General features: G+C 73.3%; 20 protein-coding genes and 1 pseudogene. 16 read left to right on the top strand and 5 right to left on the bottom strand.

What is annotated here, in order from left to right; genetic code table 11:
* Nucleotides 1–89: 89 nt before the first annotated feature.
* Entirely contained in the window at nt 90–1568 is a 1479-nt protein-coding gene (locus tag UO65_RS04315; protein ID WP_035278938.1) for a glutamate--cysteine ligase family protein, read from the top strand.
* 53 nt (nt 1569–1621) lie between these two features.
* On the opposite strand, the gene UO65_RS04310 is transcribed toward UO65_RS04315, so the two are convergent.
* From UO65_RS04310 to UO65_RS04300, 3 genes are all read right to left on the bottom strand, one after another.
* Nucleotides 1622–2359 carry a VOC family protein gene (locus tag UO65_RS04310; protein ID WP_052020672.1) on the bottom strand — a complete coding sequence of 246 codons (738 nt, stop codon included), beginning with the start codon at nt 2357–2359 and terminating at the stop codon, nt 1622–1624.
* A gap of 78 nt (nt 2360–2437) precedes the next feature.
* On the bottom strand, nt 2438–3967 hold the full coding sequence (locus tag UO65_RS04305; protein ID WP_035278936.1) for a PH domain-containing protein: 1530 nt from the start codon (nt 3965–3967) through the stop codon (nt 2438–2440).
* On the bottom strand, nt 3964–4473 hold the full coding sequence (locus tag UO65_RS04300; RefSeq protein ID WP_035278933.1) for a PH domain-containing protein: 510 nt from the start codon (nt 4471–4473) through the stop codon (nt 3964–3966). Before UO65_RS04300 ends, UO65_RS04305 begins: the two co-directional genes overlap by 4 nt.
* 185 nt (nt 4474–4658) lie before the next feature.
* Between UO65_RS04300 and UO65_RS04295 the strand changes: the two genes are divergently transcribed.
* Both UO65_RS04295 and UO65_RS04290 read left to right on the top strand, forming a co-directional pair.
* Nucleotides 4659–4862, top strand: a complete 204-nt coding sequence (locus tag UO65_RS04295) for a hypothetical protein (protein ID WP_035278931.1) — start codon at nt 4659–4661, stop codon at nt 4860–4862.
* 53 nt (nt 4863–4915) lie between these two features.
* Nucleotides 4916–6835 carry an SDR family oxidoreductase gene (locus UO65_RS04290; protein ID WP_035278929.1) on the top strand — a complete coding sequence of 640 codons (1920 nt, stop codon included), beginning with the start codon at nt 4916–4918 and terminating at the stop codon, nt 6833–6835.
* A 105-nt stretch (nt 6836–6940) separates the two neighbouring features.
* On the opposite strand, the pseudogene UO65_RS34315 reads toward UO65_RS04290, so the two are convergent.
* A pseudogene (locus tag UO65_RS34315) lies at nt 6941–8095 on the bottom strand (Bcr/CflA family multidrug efflux MFS transporter); the annotation flags it as partial.
* 249 nt (nt 8096–8344) lie between these two features.
* On the opposite strand from UO65_RS34315, the gene UO65_RS04280 reads away from it, so the two are divergent.
* Both UO65_RS04280 and UO65_RS04275 read left to right on the top strand, forming a co-directional pair.
* Nucleotides 8345–9340, top strand: a complete 996-nt coding sequence (locus UO65_RS04280) for a tetratricopeptide repeat protein (RefSeq protein ID WP_035278927.1) — start codon at nt 8345–8347, stop codon at nt 9338–9340.
* Between the two features lie 143 nt (nt 9341–9483).
* Nucleotides 9484–10074 carry a hypothetical protein gene (locus UO65_RS04275; protein WP_035278925.1) on the top strand — a complete coding sequence of 197 codons (591 nt, stop codon included), beginning with the start codon at nt 9484–9486 and terminating at the stop codon, nt 10072–10074.
* 249 nt (nt 10075–10323) lie between these two features.
* On the opposite strand, the gene UO65_RS04270 is transcribed toward UO65_RS04275, so the two are convergent.
* Complete coding sequence (locus UO65_RS04270) at nt 10324–12015, bottom strand: bifunctional 3'-5' exonuclease/DNA polymerase (protein WP_035278923.1); 1692 nt, start codon at nt 12013–12015, stop codon at nt 10324–10326.
* A gap of 217 nt (nt 12016–12232) precedes the next feature.
* Here UO65_RS04270 and UO65_RS04265 point away from each other — a divergent pair, with 217 nt between their 5' ends.
* The 11 genes from UO65_RS04265 to kamB all read left to right on the top strand — a co-directional run.
* A complete protein-coding gene (locus UO65_RS04265; protein WP_035278963.1) occupies nt 12233–13828 on the top strand; it encodes an acyl-CoA synthetase in 1596 nt (531 codons plus the stop codon).
* 420 nt (nt 13829–14248) lie between these two features.
* Nucleotides 14249–15436 (top strand): S8 family peptidase, encoded by a 1188-nt coding sequence (locus tag UO65_RS04260; RefSeq protein WP_035278921.1) that lies wholly within the window; start codon nt 14249–14251, stop codon nt 15434–15436.
* Nucleotides 15437–15618: 182 nt separating this feature from the next.
* Nucleotides 15619–16827 (top strand): acyl-CoA dehydrogenase family protein, encoded by a 1209-nt coding sequence (locus UO65_RS04255; RefSeq protein WP_035278919.1) that lies wholly within the window; start codon nt 15619–15621, stop codon nt 16825–16827.
* On the top strand, nt 16824–17627 hold the full coding sequence (locus UO65_RS35490; protein WP_035278917.1) for an SDR family oxidoreductase: 804 nt from the start codon (nt 16824–16826) through the stop codon (nt 17625–17627). Before UO65_RS04255 ends, UO65_RS35490 begins: the two co-directional genes overlap by 4 nt.
* Complete coding sequence (locus tag UO65_RS35485; protein WP_035278915.1) at nt 17624–18373, top strand: SDR family oxidoreductase; 750 nt, start codon at nt 17624–17626, stop codon at nt 18371–18373. The genes UO65_RS35490 and UO65_RS35485 overlap by 4 nt, the downstream gene beginning before the upstream one ends.
* Nucleotides 18370–19425 carry a phosphotransferase family protein gene (locus tag UO65_RS04240; protein WP_035278914.1) on the top strand — a complete coding sequence of 352 codons (1056 nt, stop codon included), beginning with the start codon at nt 18370–18372 and terminating at the stop codon, nt 19423–19425. The genes UO65_RS35485 and UO65_RS04240 overlap by 4 nt, the downstream gene beginning before the upstream one ends.
* A gap of 7 nt (nt 19426–19432) precedes the next feature.
* Complete coding sequence (locus UO65_RS04235) at nt 19433–20098, top strand: histidine phosphatase family protein (protein WP_035278960.1); 666 nt, start codon at nt 19433–19435, stop codon at nt 20096–20098.
* A gap of 10 nt (nt 20099–20108) precedes the next feature.
* Nucleotides 20109–21095, top strand: a complete 987-nt coding sequence (locus UO65_RS04230) for an SMP-30/gluconolactonase/LRE family protein (protein ID WP_084175296.1) — start codon at nt 20109–20111, stop codon at nt 21093–21095.
* Between the two features lie 133 nt (nt 21096–21228).
* Nucleotides 21229–21690, top strand: coding sequence for a PPOX class F420-dependent oxidoreductase (locus tag UO65_RS04225; protein ID WP_035278912.1), 462 nt, complete (start codon nt 21229–21231; stop codon nt 21688–21690).
* 405 nt (nt 21691–22095) lie between these two features.
* Nucleotides 22096–22467: an STAS domain-containing protein gene (locus UO65_RS33020; RefSeq protein WP_052020670.1), complete on the top strand. Its 372-nt coding sequence runs from the start codon at nt 22096–22098 to the stop codon at nt 22465–22467.
* A gap of 755 nt (nt 22468–23222) precedes the next feature.
* A partial coding sequence (kamB, locus tag UO65_RS36565) for a 16S rRNA (adenine(1408)-N(1))-methyltransferase KamB (RefSeq protein WP_035278955.1) occupies nt 23223–23873 on the top strand: 651 nt, incomplete at its 3' end.

The raw sequence follows: 23873 nt of genomic DNA, 5'->3' as shown, positions 1-23873 counted from the left end.
GCGCCGCGCGCCCGTGTCGGGCTCCGGTGGGCGCGTCCGGATGGCCCAGCGTGTGGCGGCGGGCGCCGCGATGGATCACGCTTGGGGGCATGGGCAAGGATGTCGAGTCGACGGAGTTCACCCGGGCCGATCGCCAGCGGTTCCGGCAGAAGGTGCGGCGCTGCCTGGACGTGTTCGCGCAGATGCTGGCCGAGTCCCGGTTCGACGCGGGCCGCCCCATGGCGGGGTTGGAGATCGAGCTGAACCTGGTCGACGGGGACGGGGACCCGTCGATGCGCAACGCCGAGGTGCTGGCGGCGATCTCGGACCCGGCCTTCCAGACCGAGCTGGGGCGGTTCAACATCGAGATCAACCTGCCGCCGCAGCCGCTGGGCCCGCACGGCCTGCGCGCGTTCGAGGAGCTGGTGCGCGACGACCTCAACGAGGCCGAGCAGAAGGCGCGCAGGGCCGGTTCGCGGATCGTGATGGTGGGCATCCTGCCCACGTTGCAGCGAAAGCACATCAGCCTCGACGTGCTCAGCACGAACCCGCGCTACAAGCTGCTCAACGAGCAGGTGTTCGCCGCCCGCGGCGAGGACCTGGAGATCAACATCGGTGGGCGGGAGCGGCTGGTCGCGCACGCCGACTCGATCGCCCCGGAGAGCGCGTGCACCAGCGTGCAGTACCACCTGCAGACCGCGCCGGAGGACTTCGCCAAGTACTGGAACGCCAGCCAGGTCGCCGCGGGCATCCAGGTGGCGCTCGGGGCGAACGCGCCGTACCTGTTCGGCAAGCAGCTCTGGGCCGAGACCAGGATCGCGCTGTTCGAGCAGGCCACCGACACCCGCCCGGACGAGCTCAAGGCCCAGGGCGTGCGCCCCAGGGTGTGGTTCGGCGACCGGTGGATCACCTCGATCTTCGACCTGTTCGAGGAGAACGCGCAGTACTTCCCCGCCCTGCTGCCGCTGACCGACGAGGAGGACCCGGTGGAGGTCCTCGCCCGTGGCGACACCCCGGAGCTGCACGAGCTGCGCCTGCACAACGGCACGGTCTACCGCTGGAACCGCCCGATCTACGACGTGGTGCACGGCCGCCCGCACCTGCGGGTGGAGAACCGGGTGCTGCCCGCCGGACCGTCCGTGGTGGACACCATGGCCAACGGCGCGCTGTACTTCGGCCTGGTGCGCGCGCTGGCCGACCAGGACCGTCCGGTGTGGACGCAGATGAGCTTCGCCGCCGCCGAGGACAACTTCCACGCCGCGGCCCGCAACGGCATCGACGCCCGGGTGTACTGGCCCAACGTCGGCGAGGTCCCGGTCACCGAGCTGGTGCTGCGCCGCCTGCTGCCGATGGCCCACCGGGGCCTGGACGCGTGGGGGGTGGACCCGGCCGACCGGGACCGGTTGCTCGGCGTCATCGAACAGCGCTGCATCACCGGGCGCAACGGCGCCACCTGGCAGGTGGAGACGGTGAAGTCGCTGGAGGCGGCGGGGTCGGTGAGCCGGGAGCAGGCGCTGCGGGAGATGGTGCGCCGGTACGCGGAGTTCATGCACAGCAACGAACCCGTGCACACCTGGCCGGTCGACTGACCCGGTCGGGATCGCGGCGGCCCCCGGGGGCCGCCGCGAACCCGGGACGCGGTCTAGGGGCGCAACCAGGGGGCCAGGAGGTCCGGGTCGGCGACCGACTCCTCGACGCGGTGGTGGTCCTCAGGGGTCAGGACGAGTTCGCGGAGGCGGGCACCCCAGACCGGCACCTGGTCGTTCTTGCCCAGAGCCGTCGCGAGTTCGACGAGGCCCGCCAGCGCGACGGCCCGCTCCACGGCCGGGGCCGCTTCGCCGTGGCGGCGCAGGCCCGAGTCGAGGGCGCGGTAGGCGGCCCGGTCGTCGTTCTTGAAGTCGCGGAGGATGCGGGCGTTGTCCAGGACCCTGGCGAGGCCGTCCAGCTTCTTCGAGCCCCCGTACTCGACCTCCTCCGGCTCCTCGCGGTTGATGAAGATGATCGAGTTGCCGGAGGGGTCCATGACCGTGAACCGCGAGGCGCCGGGACGGTGGCGGGTGATCCTGGGCAGTCCCGTGGACAGCACCTTGCCGTACGCGCGGCGCATCCCCTCGGTGAACGCCGCGTGGTAGGCGGCGACGGAGCCGACCATCACCAGGCAGCCGCCGGTCTCCTCCCGCGCAGGGTCCACCGACGCCGCCGCGCGCCCGTAGTGCAGGGCGAAGCCGCTCCACTGGAACGCCAGGTACAGGTAGGGCTTCTTCTGCTCGTAGGTGACGGTGAACCCCAGCGCCCGCCAGAACTCCAGCGTCTCCTCCGGTGCCGTGCAGTGCAGCAGCGGCACCACGGTCTCATCGGGTCGTACGGTCTCGTCCAGCATCCTCGGTCCCCCAGTGATCGTTCCGGTCGACGACGCCGGATGTTGTCACAGCGCGCGCGTCGGCGCACATGACCAAGATCAACTTTCGGGTGCCCGGTGCTCCAGGAACTGGGCCAGCAGGTCCGGCACGGCCGCGTCGGCGAGGGCGAGGCCCTGCGCCTCGCCGACGTCGAGGACCCGGTAGCCGCCGGACCCGGCCGCGGTGACGGCGGTGATCGTCAACACGCCCGCGCGCCGCTGGAACAGGGTGCGGCTGATCTTCCACCCCACGATCCCGGTGCGCCGCAACGCCACCGTCGACCGGTCCAGCGAACCCGACCGGCTCACCAGGTACCGCTCGGTCAGCGCGTGCCCCAACCCCCGGTAGCGGTCGTACCCGACCAGCGCGGCCACCGGCACCAGGAACACCGCCACGACCCACGGCCAGTGCGGCCAGTCGACGAGCAGCGCCAACCCCAGCAGCACCACCGCGACCGCCACCGCGGGCGCCACCGCCCGGACCAGTCGCCGCACCAGCGCGCGGGGCGGGTGCGGGCGCAGCGGCACGTCGACCCGCTCGCCCAGGACCTCCACCGCCACCCGGTGCGCCTCCGCGCGGGGCGCGGGCGGCAGCAGCAGCGCGCTGCCGCTCATCCGGCCCAGACCGGTCGTCACCGCGCTGAGCCGCGCGCCCCGGCCCGCGCGCAGCAGCAGCGGTTCGTGCACGTCCACCCCGCGCAGCCGGTCCTCCTCGATGGACACCGACCGGGTCGTCAGCAGCCCGCGGCGCACCCGCAGGGTCCGGTCGGCCTGGCGGGTCAACCGGTAGCGGTGGTTCTGCAGCAGGTAACCCAGCAGCGAGGCCAGGGCCGCGAGCACCACGGTGGCCACCGCGGTCACCGGCACGATCGTTCCCGGGCCGGACTCGGCGAACCACGTGTAGACCGACCGCAGCACGCCGAACTCGGAGAACTCCAGGTCCAGCTCGTTGGCCAGGTTCATCAGGAAACCGACCGAGGCGCCGACACCGATCAACCCGGACAGCGACAGCGGCGCGTACCGGTACCAGGAGCCCGACAGCGCCGCGATCGGCGCACCGTCGTCGGCGGTGTTCTCGGCGGTCCCGCCCGCACCGTCCTCGGGGGCGCCCGCGCGGCGGTGCAGGAACACCTGGCGCAGCCGGTCGGCCTCCGCGGCGGTGACCGCGTCGAGCGCCACGCCCTCGCCGCCGCCGCGCTCCTGCTTGCCGGTGCCGACCCGGACCGCGGTCAGGCCGAACAGCCGGTGCCCGAGCTTGGCGGTCAGGTCGACGGTGCGAATCCGGTCGCGCGGGATGGCCAGCCGCTGGCGGAACAGCACGCCCTTGTGCAGCTCCACCTGGGTGTCGGTGATCCGGTACTTGGTGGTCAGCCAGGACAGCAGGCCGTAGAGCACCACGAAGGCCACCGTGCCCGCGCCGAACAGCGTGCGCACCAGGTTGACGTCACCGACGAAGACCAGCGCGAACAGCGGCAGCAGCAGCCCGACCAGCTCGTTGAGCGGCCGCACCACGATCATCCTGGGGTCCAGCCGACCCCACTCCGGGGCGGGTTCGACGTACTCCGGGGCGGCGGGCAGGGGCGGGGTCACGTGGCGTCCCCGGGGGTGGCCTGGGTGGTGGCGGTCAGCTCGTCGACGATCCGGGCGGCCACCTCCGCGTCGAGGCCCTCGATGGTCACCGGCCCCTGCGCCGAGGCGGTGGTGACGGTGACGGTCGCCAGCCCCAGTAGCTGCTGCAACGGGCCGCGGGCGGTGTCGACGGTCTGGATTCGCGAGACCGGGGCCAGCCGCCACTCCTGGTTGACCCAGCCGCCGCGGGTGAACACGGCGTCCGGGGTGGTCTCCCAGCGGTGCACCCGGTAGCGCCACCGCGGCATGACCACCACGTGCGCCACCGCGACCAGCGCGCTCACCAGCAGCGTCACCCGCAACCAGGTCGGCGCGCCCGCGGCGAGCACGACCGGGACGGCCTGCGCCAGCAGGACCACCAGCCAGCCGAGACCGGCGCGCAGCGCCCAGTGGCCGATGGCGCGGCGGCTGACCAGGTTCACGGGTGCGCGCAGCCGGGGGCCCGCGCCGCTGGTGGTCTCACTCACCGGGTCAGTCTGCCGGTTCGCAGGTCACCGGGCGTCATCCCGGGGTCGGACGGGGTGGTCGGGGTTCCCCTCCCGGGACCCCTCCCGGGGAAGTTCCGTTATCTCGTGACTTGCGGCGTCACGTCTCGTTGCGGCACGCGTCGGAAGTGGTGAGGGGACAGTCGGGGGATGAGAGGTGGGCCGCAGTGACCAGCCACAGGGAGTGGAGTGTGAGCTGTCGTGACCTGGCGGGGCGCAAGCGCGAGGTGACCGTGTTCGTGCGGGCGGGGCGGGTGGTGCTGGTGTCCCCGCCGGGGGAGACGGCCATCTTCACCCCGCTGGACGTGGGCAGGCTGCGGGCGGCGCTGCGGGACGCGGTGGTGGACGCGTCGATCGAGCCCGAGAACTGACCGACGGTACTACTGTGGAGTAGATACTGGCGGAATCCGCACGGAGGCACGGCATGGCCACCTACTTCATCACCGGCGCGACCGGGTTCCTGGGGCGCAGGCTCGTCGAGCGGCTGGTCGCCCGTCCGGACTGCGACCGGGTGTACGCCCTGGTCCGCCCCGAGTCGACCGCCCGCTTCACCGCCGCCTCGGCGCACTGGTCCCGGCCCGACCTGGTCGTCCCGGTCGCCGGTGACCTCACCGAGCCCGGCCTGGGCGTGGACCCCGCCGCGCTGCCCGGACCGGTCGACCACGTCGTGCACCTGGCCGCGGTCTACGACTTCACCGCCCCCGCCGAGGCCAACCACGCCGCGAACGTGACCGGCACCGCGAACGTGCTCGCGTTCGCCGCCGCCACCGGCGCGGGCCTGCTGCACCACGTGTCGTCCATCGCGGTCGCGGGTGACCACCGGGGCCGCTTCGCCGAGTCCGACTTCGACCTCGGCCAGCGCCACCACAGCCCGTACCACGCGACCAAGTTCGCCGCCGAGGAGCTGGTCCGCGACCAGGACGAGGTCCCGTTCCGGGTCTACCGCCCGGCCGCCGTGGTCGGCGACTCCACCACCGGCGAGATGGACAAGGTCGACGGCCCCTACTTCTTCCTGCCCGCGCTGGTCCGCCTCGCCCGGCTGCCCCGGGCGCTGCCGCTGGTGCTGCCCGAGCTGGGCCGCACCAACGTCGTCCCGGTCGACTACGTGGTCGACGCCATGGCGCACCTGATGCACCTCGAAGCGCCCACCGGCACCACCTACCACCTCACCGAACCGGGCGGGCAGCCCGTGCGCGAGGTCTACAACGCCCTGGCCGCGGTCGTCGACGCCCCCCGGATCGCGGCCACCCTGCCGGTGCGGCTGCCCGCGGTGCGCACCGTGCCCGCCCCGGCCGCCGCGGTGCTCACCGAGCTGGGCATCCCGGCCGAGGTGCTGCCGCACCTGGACCTGCCGACCGAGTTCGAGACCGGCGCCACCGCCGTGGCACTGGCGGGCAGCGGCGTGGACCTGCCCCGGTTCGCCGACTACGCCAGGGTCCTGGTCGAGTACTGGGCCGAGCACCTGGACCCGGACCGGGCCTGGGTCGACTCCGGGTCGCTGCGCGGGCGCCGGGTCGTGGTCACCGGCGCGTCCTCCGGCATCGGCCGGGCCACCGCGCTCGCCGCCGGGCGGCGCGGGGCGACCGTGCTGCTGGTCGCGCGCAGGCGCGCGGAGCTGGAGGAGGTGCGCGGGGAGGTCGAGGCGCTGGGCGGCCGGGCCTCGGTGCACCCGTGCGACCTGACCGACGGCGACGCGGTCGACGCCCTGGTCAAGGAGCTGGGCGTGGTCGACGTGCTGGTCAACAACGCGGGCCGGTCGATCCGCCGCGCGGTGCACCTGTCGGTCGACCGGCTGCACGACTTCGAGCGCACCATGTCGCTGAACTACTTCGCCCCGCTGCGGCTGACCCTCGGGCTGCTGCCCGGGATGCGGGCCCGCGGCTTCGGCCGGATCGTCAACGTCACCACCATGGGCCTGCAGTCGGACACGCCGCGCTTCTCCGCGTACCTGGCGTCGAAGGGGGCGCTGGAGGCGTTCGGCCGGGCGGCCGGGCGCGAGCTGGTCGCCGACGGGGTCACCGTCACCTCGGTGCGGATGCCGCTGGTGCGCACCCCGATGATCGGCGCCACCGGCGTCTACCGCGGCGTGCCCGCGGCCACCCCGGAGAAGGGCGCGGCGATGGTCCTGCGCGCGCTCACCCGAGGCGGCGACGTGGTCCAGCGGCCGGAGGGGTTCGCGCTGGAGCTGCTACGCGTCGTCGCCCCCGGCCTGGCCCGGCAGCTTCTCGGCGTCGCGTACCGACTCTCCCCGGAATCGGCCCCGGAAGCCCGGCGCCGGGCCGAGCCGCCGCTGGCCGTCCTCACCTCGACCCTCCTCCGGCCGCTGTGGCGCGCCCTGCGCTGAGGGCACGAGCGCGCCGAGCGGGATCTCGATCTCCATCGTGCGCGCCTCGCGGAAGGCCGCGTACCGGCCCGGCCTGCGCCGGGTCGGTCTGGTCAGCGCGAACGCCGCCAGCCCGCCCACCGACAGCGCGGCGATCACCAGGGCCATCGGCAGCGCGGACCCGTGCCCGATGCCGACCAGCGGCGCGGCCAGCCCGCCGATGACGAACTGGAGCACGCCCAGCAGCGCCGCCGCGGTCCCGGCCCGGCCCGCGTGGTCGGCCAGCGCCAGCGCGGTCGAGTTCGGCGTCACCATGCCCACGCTGGCCACCACCACGAACAGCCCCGGCAGCAGGAACGGCAGGCCCAGCCCGCCGAGCACGGCGGCCAGCACCGCGGCCCCGCCGACGGTGGAGCTGACCAGCCCGGCGGTCAGCAGCCTGCGCGGGGTGAACCAGCGCAGCAGCAGGTTGTTGAGCTGCGAGAGCAGCACGATGCCCAGCGCGTTCACCCCGAAGACCACGCTGAACTGCTGCGGGGACAGCCCGTGCAGGTCCTGGAGCACGAACGAGGAACCGGAGATGTAGGCGAACATCGCGCCCAGGGTGAACCCGGCCGCGAGCGCGTAGGCGATGAACGTGCGGTCGGTGCCGATGCGCACGTAGGACCGCACGGTGGCGCGCAGGTGCGGGGGTTTGCGCCGCTGCGGCGGCAGCGTCTCCGGCAGGCCGACCGCGGAGGCGAGGAGCAGCAGCACGCCGAACCCGGCCAGCACCACGAAGATGCCCGGCCACGACACCCAGCGCAGCACCTGCCCGCCGACGACCGGGGCCAGCATCGGGGCCAGCCCGTTGACCAGCATCAGCATCGAGAAGAACCGGGCCATCTCGGTCCCGGAGTACAGGTCGCGCACCGCGGCGCGGGCGATCACCACCCCCGCCGCCGCGCTGACGCCCTGGGCGAACCGCAGCCCGACCAGCGCGTACACCGTCGGCGCCACCGCGCACACCAGCGAGCTGACGGTGTAGAGCACCAGCCCCACCAGCAGCGGTTTGCGCCTGCCGAGGGAGTCCGACAGCGGCCCGGCCACCACCTGCCCTGCGGCCAGGCCGACCATGAACGCGGTCAGCGTCAGTTGGACCTGCGACTCGCCCGCGCCCAGGGTGCGCGCCAGCTCCGGGAACGCGGGCAGGTACATGTCGATCGACAGCGGCCCGAACGCCGCCAACCCGCCCAGGATGAGCGCGAGCCGAGGCTTCTGCGCCCTTGACGCCGGATTCACCCGATCAGTCTAGGTAAGAACGTGCGAGCTGCCCCTGTCGCCTGCGCCACCTGGGGTAATGCCCTGGTAGCGGCCACGCATTCGGGTCAGGATGGGGTTCGGGCACAGTGGATTACCTGTTTGGCGGTCGCCAGGTCGAGCCCGCTTCGGAGGGGAGTCGACACGGACAGTCACCCCCGGCCGGGCGGGTCGTTCCCCGACCTGATCGGCGGCTTGACACACTGGGCGCCCGAGGGGCGGGAGGGTGCCATGGCCGAGCCGATCGATGCGGTGCTGACCGAGGCCGCCCAGCTCACCGCGGCCGGGCAGCCCGAGGCCGCCATCTCCCTGCTGCGCCCGGTGCTGGTGGTGCACCCGGACAACCCCGCCGCCTGGTGCAGGCTCGCCGCCGCCCTGTTCGACGCCGGGCAGCCCGAGCACTGCCTCACCGCCGCCAAGCGGGCGATCACCCTCGGTGAGCGGTCCTGGGCGCACCGGCTGGCCAGCCTCGCCCTCGGCGAGCTGGGCCGGTTCGAGGAGGCCGCCACCTCCGCCGGGGAGGCCGCCCGCCGCGACCCCGACGACTGGCGCGCGCACGTGGCGCTGGCCGAGGCGCACGGCCCGCGCTCCCCGCTGGACGCCCTCGCCGCCGCCCGCCGCGCGGTCGAGGTCGCCCCGGACGAGGCCCGCCCGCACGAGGTCCTCGGCGCCGCCGCCCTCTGGGCCGACGAGCGCCCGCTGGCCAAGCGCGCCTTCACCGACGCGCTGCGCCTGGACCCCGCCAACACCGACACCCGCGCCGCACTGGGCAGGCTGGCCGACGTCCGCGCCGCCCGCGCCGACCCCGGCCCGCAGGTCCCGTTCGGCCGCGCCCAGCGGATCGCGCTGTGGCTGCTGCTGCGCCGCTGCGCGGGCTGGCTGCTGCTGGGCGGGTTCCTGCTGCTGCTCGCCGGGTCGCCGCGGCCGAGTCGCCTGCTGGTGTGGTTCGCGCTGGCGCTGCTGCTCGCCGTCGCCGGGACGGGGCTGCACGGGCTGCTGGGCCTGCCGCGGACCGCCCGCCTGCCGCTCGCGCAACTGTGGAGCCGGGTGCCGCTGTTCTGCGTCGGCGCCGGACTGCTCGGGGTGGGGCTGGCGTCGCTGGCGGTGTGGACCGTCGCACTGGCCTTCGGCGCGACCGGGACGCAGCCGCTGGTCCCGGCGCTGGTGGCGGCGGCGCTGTCCGGCGCGGTGTGCTGGGTGGGCCTGGCCCGGATGCGGATGCGCTGACCTCCCGCGACGAACACCCGGCTCGCCCGGACAGATCAATCACTCGAACGGGGGAATCGCGGGTCGGCGGACCGCGTCAGTACCCCGTTCGACCTTTCGCGGGCCGGGGGATCACCGCGCGCCGATTCTTCGCCGTCCTGATCGTGTTCGGCTTCGGCTCGGCCGCGCTGGGCTTCACCGGAATCCAGTTCCCGCTGATGAGCTGGAGCAACCCGTGGCAACCCAGCGCGGGCCTGATCCTCGGCGCACTCGGCGCGCTGCTGCTGGTGCTCACGAGCAGGTTCGGCAAGGACACCCCCGCGCGGCCGCACCCGGCGGCGGGCCCCGGCGGCCCGGTGCCGCCCGGAGGCTCCACCCAGCCGGGCCACGGCCTGTCGGGCCACGGCCTGTCGGGCGCGCCGCTGACCCCGCCGCAGGGCCACCACCAGCCAGGCGTCCCCCTGTCCCCGCCGCAGGGCTTCCCCCAGGCGCCCGTCCCGAGCTTCGCTCAGGCGGCCGGTGCGCCGCTGTCCCCACCGCAGGGCTCCACCCACCCGGGCATGCCGGTGTCGCCGCCGCAAGGTTTCGCGCAGCCGGGCGTGCCCGGGTCGGCGCCGTGGGGCTTCGGGCAGCCGTTCCCGGCACAGGGCGGCGCGCAGCAGCAGCACCCGCCGCAGGGGTCCGGTCAGCCGCAGGCGAGCCACCCGCAGCCGGGCGGGTACCCACCGCCCCAGCCGTTCGGCCCCCGGGGCTGATGGCCGGTCGCCCCGGCCCCGCCGCGGCGCACGAGGTCCCCGGTGGTCCTGTCCGATCACGGTGGCCGCCGGGTCGACGGGGCGGGGACGTCCCCGGACGTGCTGCCGGAGATCGCCACCGCCGTCGGCGTCCGCCACGCGGTCCGCACCCTCCTGGTGGACTCGGACCTCACGATGGCCCTCACCGGCGGCCGAACCCTCGGCGACCTCTCACCGGATACCCCCCCCGCCGCGACGGAACCCGGTGCGCTACTTGGCATCCGCATACGAGTCCACAATGGACGCGGCAAGCGGGAACTGCACGACCGCCCCGGCGAAGACCAGCCGGGAGGCCTCCAGCGCCGCCGCCTCGACCTCGGCCGCCACCAGCGGGGCGACCTCGGCCGGGCAGTGCACGATCACCTCGTCGTGCTGGAAGAACACGATCTCGGCGGTTTCCCCCAGCAGCCGCCGCCGCAGCGACGCCAGCATCGCCAGCGCCCAGTCCGCCGCCGAGGCCTGCACCACGAAGTTCCTGGTGAACCGCCCCCAGTCCCGCGCCGCCAGCCGGGCCCGCCGCTCCACCTCCTCGTCGCCGGACGCGGAGACCCGCTCCTGCCACGCCTCGCTCGGCGGCGGCGAGGTCCGCCCGAGCCGCGACCGCACCACCCGCCCGGCCTCCCCGGCCCGGGCCGCCTGCTCCACGTACTCCACCGCCACCGGGAACCGCTTGCGCAGCACGGCGAGCAGCGCCCCGGCGGGCCCGGAGGTGCCGCCGTACATGGCCGAGAGCATCGCGGTCTTCGCCCGGTCCCGGTCCCCGTCGAACGCGTCCGCCGCCACCCCCGCGTACAGGTCGTCCCCGGCGGCCACCTCGGCGAACCGCGGGTCCCCGGACAGCGCCCCCAGCACCCGGGGCTCCAGTTGCGCGGCGTCGGCCACCACCAGTGCCCACCCCGGGTCGGCCCGGACCGCGGTCCGCAGCACCTTCGGCAACTGCAACGCGGCCCCGCCCCGGGTCGCCCACCGCCCGGACACCACCCCGCCGACCACGTAGTCCGGCCGGAACCGCCCGCCCTCGACCCAACTGTCCAACCACGACCACCCGTGCGCCGCCCACAGCCGCGCCAGTTCCTTGTAGGCCAGCAGCGGCTCCACCGCCGGGTGCTCGACGCCCTTGAGCACCCAGGCCCGCGCCGAGTCGACCTCGATCCCCTCCCTGGCGAACGCCTTGACGATGCTCGGCGGGTGGTCGGGGTTGATCGGCCGCCCGGAGAACGCCGCCGAGATCCGCGCCGCCAGTTCGGCGAGCCGGGCGGGTCGGGCGCCCGGCGCGGGCCGCGGCCCCAGGGACGACACCAGCAGGTCCAGGTGCACGTCGACCCGCCACGGCAGCCCGAAGTGCGTCATCTCCGCCGCGGCCAGCCCGCCCGCGGACTCCGCCGCCACCAGCAGCCGCAGCAGGTCGGGCCGGGCGGTCCCGGCGATCCGCCGCTCCTGGTCGGCCAGCACGTCCACCGCCTGCGCCACCGGGTCCGCGCCCGCGGGCGTGGTCCGCCGGTCGGCCTCGAACAGCGCGGGCTGCTCCCCGCGCGCCTGCGGCTTCGCGTCCTCCGGCTCGGGCAGCCCGCGCGGCCGCGCCCACGCCGCGGCCACGTTCCGCGGCCGACCCGCCCGCTCCTCGAAGGCCAGCAGGATCGCCTCCGCCAGCCCCAGGTCGTGGCACCGCCCCAACCGCACCCCCGCCCGCAGCAGCGCCGGGTACACCTCCGCCAGCGACGGCACCACCCACCGCGGCCCGACCCGCCGCTCCAGCTCGCCCATCCACCCGGCCAGGTCGGCCACCTCGGTGACTTCACCGACTTCACCGACCTCACCGCCCCCGCCACCCCCGGGAGCGGCGTCCCCGGACACGACCGCCCGCCCACCCCCGTCCTCCCCCGGCACGACCACGACCCGCATACCCGCATTGTCCGGTCCGGCACCGACAAAAAGCGCGCGGCTTGCGCGGGCACGACAAGAATTCCGGCTGGTGGCCAGGGGGAAGTGAGCGCTCCGTACCGGCGGTAGGGCCACTGGTTGACTCACTAGTAGGTTCTACGGCACGGTGTTACCGAAGGGTAACCCCAGGAGGCTATCGGTGACCGAGTACCTGACCCGTGTGCGTGATCTCGCGGCCATGGTCCCCACGGCGGTGCGCAGCGTGGACGTGATGCGCAAGGCGGGACTGGTCCCGCTGAGCAGGCCCGACCACGTGCTCAAGTCGGCGATGGCCGTGCGCAAGTACGGGCCCATCGCCGGAGCCGCCCGCGTGGCCGCGACCAGGGACAGCAAGGCCGTCGGGCTCGTCGACGAGCTGGGATCGCTGACCTTCAGCCAGCTCGACCTCCGGTCGAACGCGCTGGCCAGGGCGCTCGCCGCGCAGGGCGTGACCGAGCACTCCGTGGTGGCGCTGCTGGCCCGCGACCACCGCGGCGCCGTCGAGACCATGCTGGCCACCGGCAAGCTGGGCGCCCGGCTGCTGCTGATGAACACCGGCTTCGCCAAGCCGCAGCTCATCGACGTCACCAAGCGCGAGGGCGTCACGGTGTTCGTGCACGACCAGGAGTTCACCGAGCTGGTGGACACGCTGCCGGACACCCTGCCCCGGTTCCTGGCGTGGGTCGACACCACCCCGACGGCGGAGCGCACGCTGGAGCAGTTGATCGCCGCCACCGACGACGCGCCGCTGCCCGCGCCGAGCAGGCCCGGCGGGATGGTGCTGCTGACCAGCGGCACCACCGGCACCCCCAAGGGCGCGCCGCGGCAGGTGCGCTCGCCGCTGGCCGCCGCGCAGTTCCTCGACCGCATCCCGCTGCGCGCGGGGGAGGCGACCGTGCTGGCCGCGCCGCTGTTCCACGCGACCGGCATCTCGCAGTTCATCATCAGCTTCGCCCTGCACTCCGCGGTCGTGCTGCGCCGCAGGTTCGACCCCGAGGCCACGCTGCGGATGATCCAGGCGAACAGGGCCACCGCGCTGGTGCTGGTGCCGACCATGCTCCAGCGGATCATGGACCTGGGGCCGGAGGTGCTGGGCAGGTACGACACGTCCAGCCTGCGCGTCGTGTTCACCGCGGGTTCCGCGTTGTCGCCCGAGCTGGGCAACCGCGCCAGCAAGGTGTTCGGCGACGTCATCCACAACCTCTACGGCTCGACCGAGGTGTCGGTGGCGACCGTGGCGACCCCGGCGGACTGGCGCGCCGCGCCGGGCACCGTGGGCAAGCCGCCGGTGGGCTGCAAGGTCGTGCTCTACGACGACCGCGGCACCGCGATCACCGAGCCCGGCGTCACCGGCCGCATCTTCGCGGGCAGCGGCCTGGCCTTCGAGGGCTACACCGACGGCCGCAACAAGGAGGTCATCGACGGGCTGCTGTCCACCGGCGACCTGGGCCACTTCGACGCCGAGGGCAGGCTGTTCATCGACGGCCGCGACGACGACATGATCGTCTCCGGTGGGGAGAACGTGTTCCCGGCCGAGATCGAGAACCTGCTGGTGGAGTTCCCCGGCGTGGTCGAGGCGGCGGTGCTCGGCGTCGAGGACGAGAAGTTCGGCCAGCGGCTCAAGGCCTACGTCGTGGTCGAGGAGGGCGCCTCGGTGGCCGAGGACGACCTGCGCGAGCACGTGAAGAGCAACCTCGCCCGGTTCAAGGTCCCGCGCGACGTGGTGTTCCTCGACGAGCTGCCGCGCAACGCCACCGGGAAGCTGATGCGCAAGCGGCTGCCCGAATTCGGCTGAGCGGCATTATCACGCTGCGTTGAACCGGCACAAGCTCCGGGAGTCGGGGATGCCGGTCCACAATGGTGCTGATTGGGCCATTTGCCGACCCGGTCCAAACAAGTTTCACGCAATCGGTGCACTCTGGTGGTTAATCACCGCGAAACGGGGAAGTTCTCCGATATCGGGGCTTTGACCTGCTGAAACCAACTGAACCCACGTCACCTCAAGGATCATCTCCCGATGGTCGCGCTTGTCCGCCGCTGGGCTGTGCGGCGCATCTGCATTCCGCCGCACGGCTCAGTTGTGGCAAGTGTGAACCGTTGCCCCGATGTCCGCTTCCCGCGTTGCATAACCATCAAGCAACGACGCGGAGAGTGACCACGGTGAACCCCTCCAGCGTCGGAGCGGTTCTTGTCGGGGCAAACGGAAGGCAATCCCATGAACACGAGGCGCGAAGGTCGTCGGGGCCGATTCGCAGTCGGCTTCGGTCTCGTCGGCGCGGCGGCTGCGGTGGCCGCACTGGCCACCCCCGCCCAGGCGGCCGAGGGCCAGATCCGGTTGGCGGGCACCGCGAACGCGGTGGCCGACAGCTACATCGTGGTCCTCAAGGACTCCCTGCGGGCCGCTGAGGTCAGCAGCCAGGCGAACACGCTCGCCGGTCGCTTCGGCGGTCGGGTCGGCAAGACCTACGACTCGGCGTTGGACGGGTTCTCCGTCCACATGGGCGAGGCGCAGGCCAAGAAGCTCGCCGCGGACAGCTCGGTCGCCTACGTGCAGGCGAACCAGCGGTTCCACGTGGACGCCACCGCGTCCTGGGGCCTGGACCGGATCGACCAGGCGGACCTGCCGCTGGACGACACCTACCGCGCCCCCTCCGACGGCGCGGGCGTCACCGCCTACATCGTCGACACCGGCATCAACGCCGCGCACGAGGCCTTCGGCGACCGGGTCAAGAGCGGCTTCGACGCCGTGGACGACGACTCCGACCCCGACGACGAGAACGGCCACGGCACGCACGTGGCGGGCACCGTCGGCGGCGCCGAGTACGGCGTGGCCCCGGGGGTCGACCTCGTCGGCGTCCGCGTCCTCGACGCCGACGGCTCCGGCACCACCGAGGGCGTGGTCGCGGGCATCGACTGGGTGACCGAGAACCACTCCGGCCCGTCGGTGGCCAACATGAGCCTCGGCGGCGGCGTCGACGAGGCCCTCGACAGCGCCGTGCGCGGCGCGATCTCCTCCGGTGTCGTGTTCGCCGTCGCGGCGGGCAACTCCGGCGACGACGCGGCGTCCTACTCGCCCGCCCGGGTCGGCGAGGCCATCACCGTGGCCGCCTCGGACATCGACGACGCCCAGGCGGACTTCTCCAACCACGGCGACGTCGTGGACATCTACGCCCCGGGCGTGGACATCACCTCGTCCTGGATCGGCGGCTCCACCGCCACGAACACCATCAGCGGCACCTCGATGGCCACCCCGCACGTGACCGGCGCGGCGGCGCTGTACCTGGCGCAGAACCCGGGTTCGAGCCCGGCGGAGGTGGCCGACGGCCTCACCGGCGCGGCCACTCCGGACAAGATCACCAACGCCACGGCGGGCACCCCCAACCTGCTGCTCAACGTGGGCTGAGAACCGCGCCGGAGCTGCCCCCGCCACCCTCGTGGCGGGGGCAGCTCCCGTTCCGGGCAGGGGTGAGCCGGGCACCGCGGGCCCCGGTCACGGCGCCGCCGATCGGGGCGAGCCTGTTGAACCGGCCACTACTAAGCGGTAGCTTAGTAACCAGTGCTCATCCGCAATCCGGAGGTTTCCCCGTGGACTTCGCGCACAGCGCCCGTGCGACCGAGTACCTGGATCGGGTCGGTGAGTTCATCGCCACCGAGATCGACCCGGTCGAGCCGGACCACCACCGCGAGCTGGCCGCCCTGGACGACCCGTGGGTCGTCCTCCCGGTCATCGAGGAGCTGAAGGCGAAGGCCAAGGCCAAGGGCCTGTGGAACCTCTTCCTGCCCGACACCGAGCACGGCGCCGGGCTCAAGAACGTCGAGTACGCGCCGCTCGCGGAGCTGATGGGCCGCTCGGCCATCGCCCCCGAGGTCTTCAACTGCAACGCCCCGGACACCGGGAACATGGAAGTCCTGCACATGTTCGGGTCCCAGGAGCAGAAGGACCGCTGGCTGACCCCGCTGCTCGCCGGGGAGATCCGCTCGGCGTTCTGCATGACCGAACCGGACGTCGCCTCCTCCGACGCGACGAACATGGCCGCCACCGCGGTCGTCGACGGCGACGAGATCGTGCTCAACGGCACGAAGTGGTTCTCCACGGGCATCGGGCACCCGAATTGCAAGGTCGCGATCTTCATGGGCCTGACCGACCCGGACGCGCACAAGTACGCCCGGCACTCGATGGTCCTGGTCCCGCTGGACACCCCCGGGGTCACCGTGGGGCGGATGCTGCCGGTCTTCGGCCGCCTCGACGCCCCCTCCGGGCACGGCGAGGTCACCTTCACCGACGTGCGGCTGCCGCTGGAGGCGGTCATCGCCGGACCCGGCCGCGGCTTCGAGATCGCCCAGGGCCGCCTCGGCCCCGGCCGCATCCACCACTGCATGCGGCTGATCGGCCTGGCCGAGAAGGCCCTGGAGCTGGCCTGCCGCCGCGCCACCGACCGGGTCGCCTTCGGCAAGCCGCTGGCCAACCTGGGCGGCAACCGCGAGCGCATCGCCAACGCGCGCATCGCCATCGACCAGGCCAGGTTGCTGGTGCTGAGCACGGCGTGGAAGCTGGACACGCACGGGCTGCGCGGTGCGCTGTCCGAGGTCTCCCAGATCAAGGTGGTGGTCCCGAACATGGCACTGGGCGTCATCGACATGGCCATCCAGTTGCACGGCGGCGCCGGGATGACCGACGACTTCCCGCTGGCCGCGGCCTACGCCGGGGCCCGCGCGCTGCGCCTGGCCGACGGCCCGGACGAGGTCCACCAGGGCGTCGTGTCCCGCATCGAGCTGAAGAAGTACCTCCCGTGAGCCCCCGCGTCCTGGTCACCGGAGCGGGGTCCGGTCTCGGCAAGGCGCTCGCCACCAGGTGGGCGCGGTCCGGAGCGCGGGTGCTGGTCACCGACGTGAACCCGGCCGCGGCGGAGGCGGTGGCCGCGGAGCTGGACACCCGGTCCCTCGCCCTCGACGTCACCTCCGAGGAGTCCTGGGAGGCGGCCCGGCAGTGGTGCGCCACCGAATGGGACGGCCTCGACGTGCTGGTCAACAACGCGGGCGTCGGCGCGGGCGGGCGGATCGAGGTCGTCCCGATGGCCGACTGGGACTGGATCATCGACATCAACCTCAAGGGTCCGGTGCGCGGCTGCCGGACCTTCACGCCCCTGTTCAAGGCGCAGGGCAGCGGCCACATCGTCAACGTCGCCTCGATGGCCGCGATCATGAACCTGCCCGCCATGGCCCCGTACAACGTGGTCAAAGCCGGGGTGCTGTCACTGTCGGAGACGCTGCGGTTCGAACTGGCGCCCTACGGCATCGGCACAACCGTGGTCTGCCCCGGCTTCTTCAAGACCAACCTGCCCGACGCCGCGCGCAACGCCGACCACCCCGGGGTCAACGTCACCCGCAAGCTGATGGAGCGGGCCACCGTCACCGCCGACGACGTCGCCGAGCAGGTCGTGCAGGGCGTGGCCGAGAACCGGTTCCTGGTGCTGACCCACGAGGACGGCAGGCAGTCGCACGAGTTCAAGCGCCTGCAACCCGAGGCCTACGAGGCGCAGGTCGTCTCGTTCTGGGACCGGATGCGGTCGAAGATCGAAGGGGAGAACCCGTGAGCCGCAAGAACATCCTCATCACCGGGGCCAGCTCCGGCCTGGGCGAGGAGATGGCCAGGCAGTTCGCCGCGCTGGGCCGAAACCTGGCGCTGGCCGCGCGCCGCACCGACCGGCTCGACGAGCTGCGCGCGGAGCTGACCGCGACCTACCCGGGCATCACCGTCGCCGTCCGGGCGCTCGACGTCAACGACCACGACGCCGTGTTCAAGGTGTTCGGCGAGTTCCGCGAGGAACTGGGCACGCTCGACCGCGTGGTCGTCAACGCGGGCTTGGGCAAGGGGCAGCCGATCGGCACCGGCTACTTCTACGCCAACAAGCAGACCGCGGAGACCAACTTCGTCGCCGCGCTCGCCCAGTGCGAGGCCGCGATGGAGGCGTTCCGCGAGCAGGACTCCGGCCACCTGGTCGTCATCTCCTCGATGAGCGCGATGCGCGGGATGCGCGGCAACCTGTCCACCTACGCCGCCACCAAGGCCGGGATCGCCGCGCTGGCCGAGGGCATCCGCGTCGACACGCTCAAGACGCCGATCAAGGTCAGCACGATCTACCCGGGCTACATCCGCTCGGAGATGAACGACAAGGTCAAGAAGACCCCGCTGATGGTCGACACCGTGCCCGGGGTGCGGGCGATGGTGAAGGCCATCGAGCGCGAGGTGGCCGAGGCGTGCGCCCCGTCGTGGCCGTGGACCCTGCTCGGCTTCGCCATGCGCAACCTGCCACTGCCGATCGTCGCGAAGATGTCATGAGCGCACCCCGTGACGAGGCGTCCGAGGTCCGGGCGGAGGACAGCTTCGACACCGCCGCCGTGCACGCCTGGCTCCGGACCGTCGTGGACGGCCTGGACGCAGAACCGGTCGTGCGCCAGTTCCCCGGCGGCGCCTCGAACCTGACCTACCTGCTCACCTACCCCGACCGGGAGCTGATCCTGCGCCGCCCGCCGGTGGGCAAGAAGGCCGCGTCCGCGCACGACATGCGGCGCGAGTACCGGGTGCAGAAGGGGCTCAAGCCGGTCTACCCGTACGTGCCGACGGTGCTCGGGCTGTGCCAGGACGAGTCGGTCCTCGGGTCCGACTTCTACGTCATGGAGCGGATCGAGGGCACGATCCTGCGCAACAATCTGCCCGAGGGCATGGAACTGGGCGCCGGGCAGGCGCGGGCGCTGTCGACGGCGCTGGTCGACCGGCTGGTCGACCTGCACCGCGTCGACCCGGAGGCCGCCGGGCTCACCGACCTGGGCAAGGGCAGCGGGTACGTCGCCCGCCAGGTCGGCGGCTGGTCCAAGCGCTACACGGCCGCGCGCACGGAGAACGTGCCGGACTTCGCCGCCGTCATGGACTGGCTCGCGGCGCACCAGCCCGACGACGTCGCCACCGTGGTCATCCACAACGACTGGCGCTTCGACAACGTCGTGCTGGACGACTCCCTCGACGTCGTCGGGGTGCTCGACTGGGAGATGTCCACCCTCGGCGACCCGCTGATGGACCTCGGCGGCGCGGTCGCCTACTGGATTCAGGCCGACGACGACATGGTGTACCAGCAGGCCCGGCGCCAGCCCACGCACCTGCCCGGGATGCTCACCCGCGCCGAGCTGGTCGACCACTACTGCGCGCGGATGGGCCTGAGCACCGCGAACTGGGCGTTCTACGAGGCGTTCGGGCTGTTCCGGCTGGCCGTGATCATGCAGCAGATCTACTACCGGTTCCACCACGGGCAGACCACGAACCCGCGCTTCAAGGACTTCTGGATGTTCGTCGGGTACCTGGAGTGGCGCTGCCGCGAAGTCATCGGTGGGGCGTGAGGTCGGCATGAGCGTCGTCTACCTGCTGCGCCACGGCCAGGCGTCCTTCGGCGCGGCGGACTACGACGTCCTGTCGCCGCAGGGGGAGTTGCAGGCCAAGGTGCTGGGGGAGGAGCTGCGCACGCGCGGCATCACCCCCGTCCAGGCGTGGTCCGGCACCCTGTCGCGGCAGCGCGCCACCGCGTCCATCGCGCTGGCCGCGGCGGGCCTCGACCTGCCGGTGCGGGAGGACCCGAGGTGGAACGAGTACGACCACCTGGGGCTGGTGCAGCACCTGCTGGCGCGGGAGAACGTGGGCGCGCCCGCCTCGCCGCGCGAGTTCCAGGCCGTGCTGGACCGGGCGCTGCACGGCTGGATCACCGATGGCGAGTCAGCCGGGCCCGCCGGGACCTACGCGGACTTCGACGCCGCCGCCGCGGCCGCGCTGACCGAGCTGGCGGCGGGTCTCGGGTCCGGCGGCACGGCGGTGGTGTTCACCTCGGGCGGGGTGATCGCCACGCTGTGCTCGCGGCTGCTCGGGCTGCCGGGGGCCGCGCTGGTCGCGCTGAACCGGGTCGTGGTCAACGCGGCGGTCACCAAGGTCGTGCACGGGCGCGCGGGGGCGTCGCTGGTGTCGTTCAACGAACACGGGCACTTCGAGGGCCCGAACCGGGAGTTGCTGACGTATCGCTGAGGAGTCCGGCATGGGTCGTCCGAAGATCGAACCGGTCGTGTGGCGGGCACCCGCGCCCGGACCGAAACCGTCGCCCACCGCGCTGCCGCCGCTGACCGTGCACCCGGTCAACGGGTTCGGCGCGGAGGACGTGCTGGTCGATTCCGACGGGACTGTCCTCACCGGACTGTCCGACGGCCGGATCGTGCGGCTGGCGCCGGACGGCAGCCGGATCGAGGTGGTCGCCGCGACCGGTGGCCGCCCGCTCGGGCTGGAGCACCACCCCGACGGCCTGCTGGTGTGCGACGCGCACCGCGGCCTGCTGCTGGTCACCGGCTCCGACGTGGCGGTCCTCGTCCCGCGCGGACCGGACCTCAACCTGTGCAACAACGCCGCGGTGGCCGAGGACGGCACGGTGTACTTCACCGACTCCACCAGCCGCTTCGACCTGGAGCACTACCGCGCCGACCTCATCGAGCACTCCAGCACCGGCAGGCTCCTGCGCCGCACCCCCGACGGCGCGCTCGACGTGCTGCTCACCGGCCTGAACTTCGCCAACGGCGTGGCCCTCACCCCGGACCGGTCCGCGGTGATCGTCTCCGACATGGCCGCCTACCGGCTGCACAAGGTCCCGGTGACCGGCCCCACCGCCGCCGCCTCCGACACCACGGTGTTCGTCGACGACCTCCCCGGCTTCGCCGACAACCTCTCCCTGGGCACCGACGGCCTGCTGTGGCTCGCCTTCGCCAGCCCCCGCGACCCGGTGCTGGACGCGCTGCTGGGCAAGCCGCCCGTGTTCCGGCAGTTCCTGTGGCGCCTGCCGCAGAAGCTGCAACCCGCCCCGCGGCGCACGGTGTGGGTCCGCGCGCTCGACCCGGCCACCGGCGCCACCGTGCACGACTTCCACGGCAGCCCACCGGACTTCCACATGGCCACCGGCGTCCGGGAGAGCGGCGGCACGGTGTGGCTGGGCAGCCTCCAGGAACCCGCCGTCGCCGCCTTCACCGTTCCGAAGTGACAGTCGGACCCCGGCGGGGTCGCCCGACCGCGCCGGGGTCCGGGCCACCCGGGGTGACGGTCACCCCGGGTGGCCCCACCCGGCCCGAATCCGCGGAACGGCGCTGAGAACGCCCACTGGTTAGCATCGGACCATGCCCAGGACCGCCAGCGCGCACAAGCCCGACCGATCGGAACTGATCGACTTCCTGCGCAGGCGCACCAAGTGCGTCCTCGCCACCACCCGCGCCGACGGCAGACCGCAACTGTCCCCGGTGACCTACGGCGTCGACGCCGAGGGGCGCATCGTGGTCTCGACCTACCCGGAACGCGTCAAGGCCCGCAACGCCCGCCGCACCCCCACCGCCTCCCTCTGCGCCCTCTCCGACGGCTGGGACGGCCCCTACGTGCAGGTCGACGGCACCGCCGAGGTCCTCGACCTCCCCGAGGCGCTGGAACCGCTGGTCGACTACTTCCGGTCCATCTCCGGTGAACACCCCGACTGGGCCGAGTACCGCGCCGCGATGACCCGCCAGGGCAAGTGCCTCATCCGGGTCACCATCACCCGCTGGGGCCCCATCGCCACCGGTGGCTTCCCGCCCCGCCTAGCAGGCTGAGCACCCCCATTCCCGGTCGGCCGGGCCGCCCCGCCCGACACCACCGCGGACCCCCGCCCCCGGTGCCGCCGACGCGCCCGATCCCCCCGCCGCGTGCGAACCCGACGTGTGTGAACTCCTTGCTGTGCTGCGATTCCCCATGTCGACGACGCTAACAACGACCCCCGACAATTCCGGGCCGATCGCGGTGCCGCTGTGCGCCGGGCCGGGAACCCGCCCACCCGGTGCGCTCGCGCGGGAAACGGACTCCGACCGACCGCGGGTGTCACCGGAACAGACCCATTTCAGTGGCATCCGCCACCGCGCCTGTGTCGACGCCCCGGCGCCCGGCGCGCGGGCGGTTATAGTCCGTCGAATCCGGTCGGCAGGCCGCCGCCCGGTGGGATGACCCCACAGGAGACCGCCGTGCGTCCGGGCGCGCCACTCGAGGTCACCACTCGGACCACCAGGTCCGCGGTGGTCGTCGCCGCCGTCGGGCGGGTCGACCTGATCAGCGAGGCCCCGCTGCGGGAGCAGGTCCTCGACGCCTGCGAAGAGGACACCGTCAAGCGGTTCGTCGTGGTCGACCTCACCGGCGTCACCTTCCTCAGCGTCGGTTCGGCCCCGCTGTTCCTGCGCGCGCACTACCACTGCCTGCACCGCGGCAGGCTGCTCCGCGTCGCCGTCCCACCCGGGCCCGCCCTGCACACGTTGCAGCTCACCGGCGTGCGGGACGTCGTCGCGGTCTACCGCGACCTCCCGTCCGCATTGCAGAGCGAAACCCGCTCCCCCTGGTAGCGCGAGCACCGATCCCCGCTGGCGCACCGCATGATGCGCCCCACCGTGCATCGACCGGCGCCGGGTGCATCACCGCATCACGAATCCCCCGATCGGGCGATGGAGCCACGCCATCCCCACCTCATCGGTACGGGTCCTGCCCCGGGTGACGCCCGCCCGAAGGCACCACCCGGTGGCCCACGGGCGGCGGTTCCCCGATCCGGCGAGCCGGTGGCCCTGCGCGACCCGCACCGCCGGTGCGGCGAAGTGATCCAGTGGTCGCCCGCCGTCCCCGCTGGTAGCCGTTGGTGGAGCAGGGGCCGATCCGCTCGATCCTCGGAGGACCGCAGATGAACCGCCACCACACGCGGTCGATCGCCCCGAACCCGTCGACGATCGCGAACCGCGCGACTGCCCGCCCCCGACCCGCCACCACCGCACCCGCTCTCCCGACCACCGATCGACCCGGGGGACCGCACCACCGCGCCCGCTCTCCTGTCCACCGATCGATCCGGGGGGCCGCACCACCGCGCCCGCTCTCCTGTCCACCGATCGACCCGAGGGCCGCACCACCGCACCCCGACGCCGATCCGAGCTGTTCCCCCCACCGGCCCGCAGGCGCCGGTGGGATCGCCGCCTCCGCCGCTGCCCGCCCTGCCCGGCAGGCGGCTCGGTCACCGGGCCGGGGAAACCCGCCGCCGCCGCACGGCCCGGTGACGACGGACCCCGGCGCCCACCGGGGCGCCGGGGTCCGTGGCGGCACTATCCTCTGCGCCATGCGCCGCGTCACCGGAAAACAGGTGGTCGACCTGGACGCGGCGGGCTTCGCCGCCCACCGCGCCCGGTACCCCCGGGCCGTCCTCGACGTCGGCACCGGCGACGGCAAGCACCCCCAGCACCTGGCCAGGGAACGCCCCGACACCCTCGTCGTCGGCCTGGACGCGGCCAAGGACAACATGCGCAAGGCCGCCACCAGGGCCGCGGCCAAACCGGCCCGCGGCGGCCTGCCGAACCTGCTCTACGTCTGGTCCGCTGCCGAGCACCTGCCCGAGGGCCTGACCGGCTTCACCGAGCTGCACGTCCTCATGCCCTGGGGCAGCCTGCTGCGCGGGGTCCTCGGCTCCGACCCGACGATGCTGCGCGGCCTCGCCGCGGCCTGCGAGCCCGGCGCGGAGTTCCTGGTCACCCTCAACCTGCACGCCTGGCAGCCACCGGTGCCGGAGGTGGGGGAACACCCCGAGCCCACCCCGGAGTCGGCCGTGGAGGACCTGGGCCCCGCCCTGGCCGCCGCGGGCTGGCGCCTGGACACCGCCGCCTACCTCGACGCCGCCGAGATCGCCGCCCTCGCCACCTCGTGGACCCGCAGGCTCAACTCCTCCCGCGATCGGCTGGAGGTTCTGGCGTTGACCGGTGTGGTCAATCCCGGT

The sequence above is a fragment of the Actinokineospora spheciospongiae genome (genome assembly GCF_000564855.1).
Lineage (GTDB): Bacteria > Actinomycetota > Actinomycetes > Mycobacteriales > Pseudonocardiaceae > Actinokineospora > Actinokineospora spheciospongiae.
Note: the sequence above shows the minus strand (reverse complement) of the source record. Positions and strands in the feature narration are given on the sequence as shown.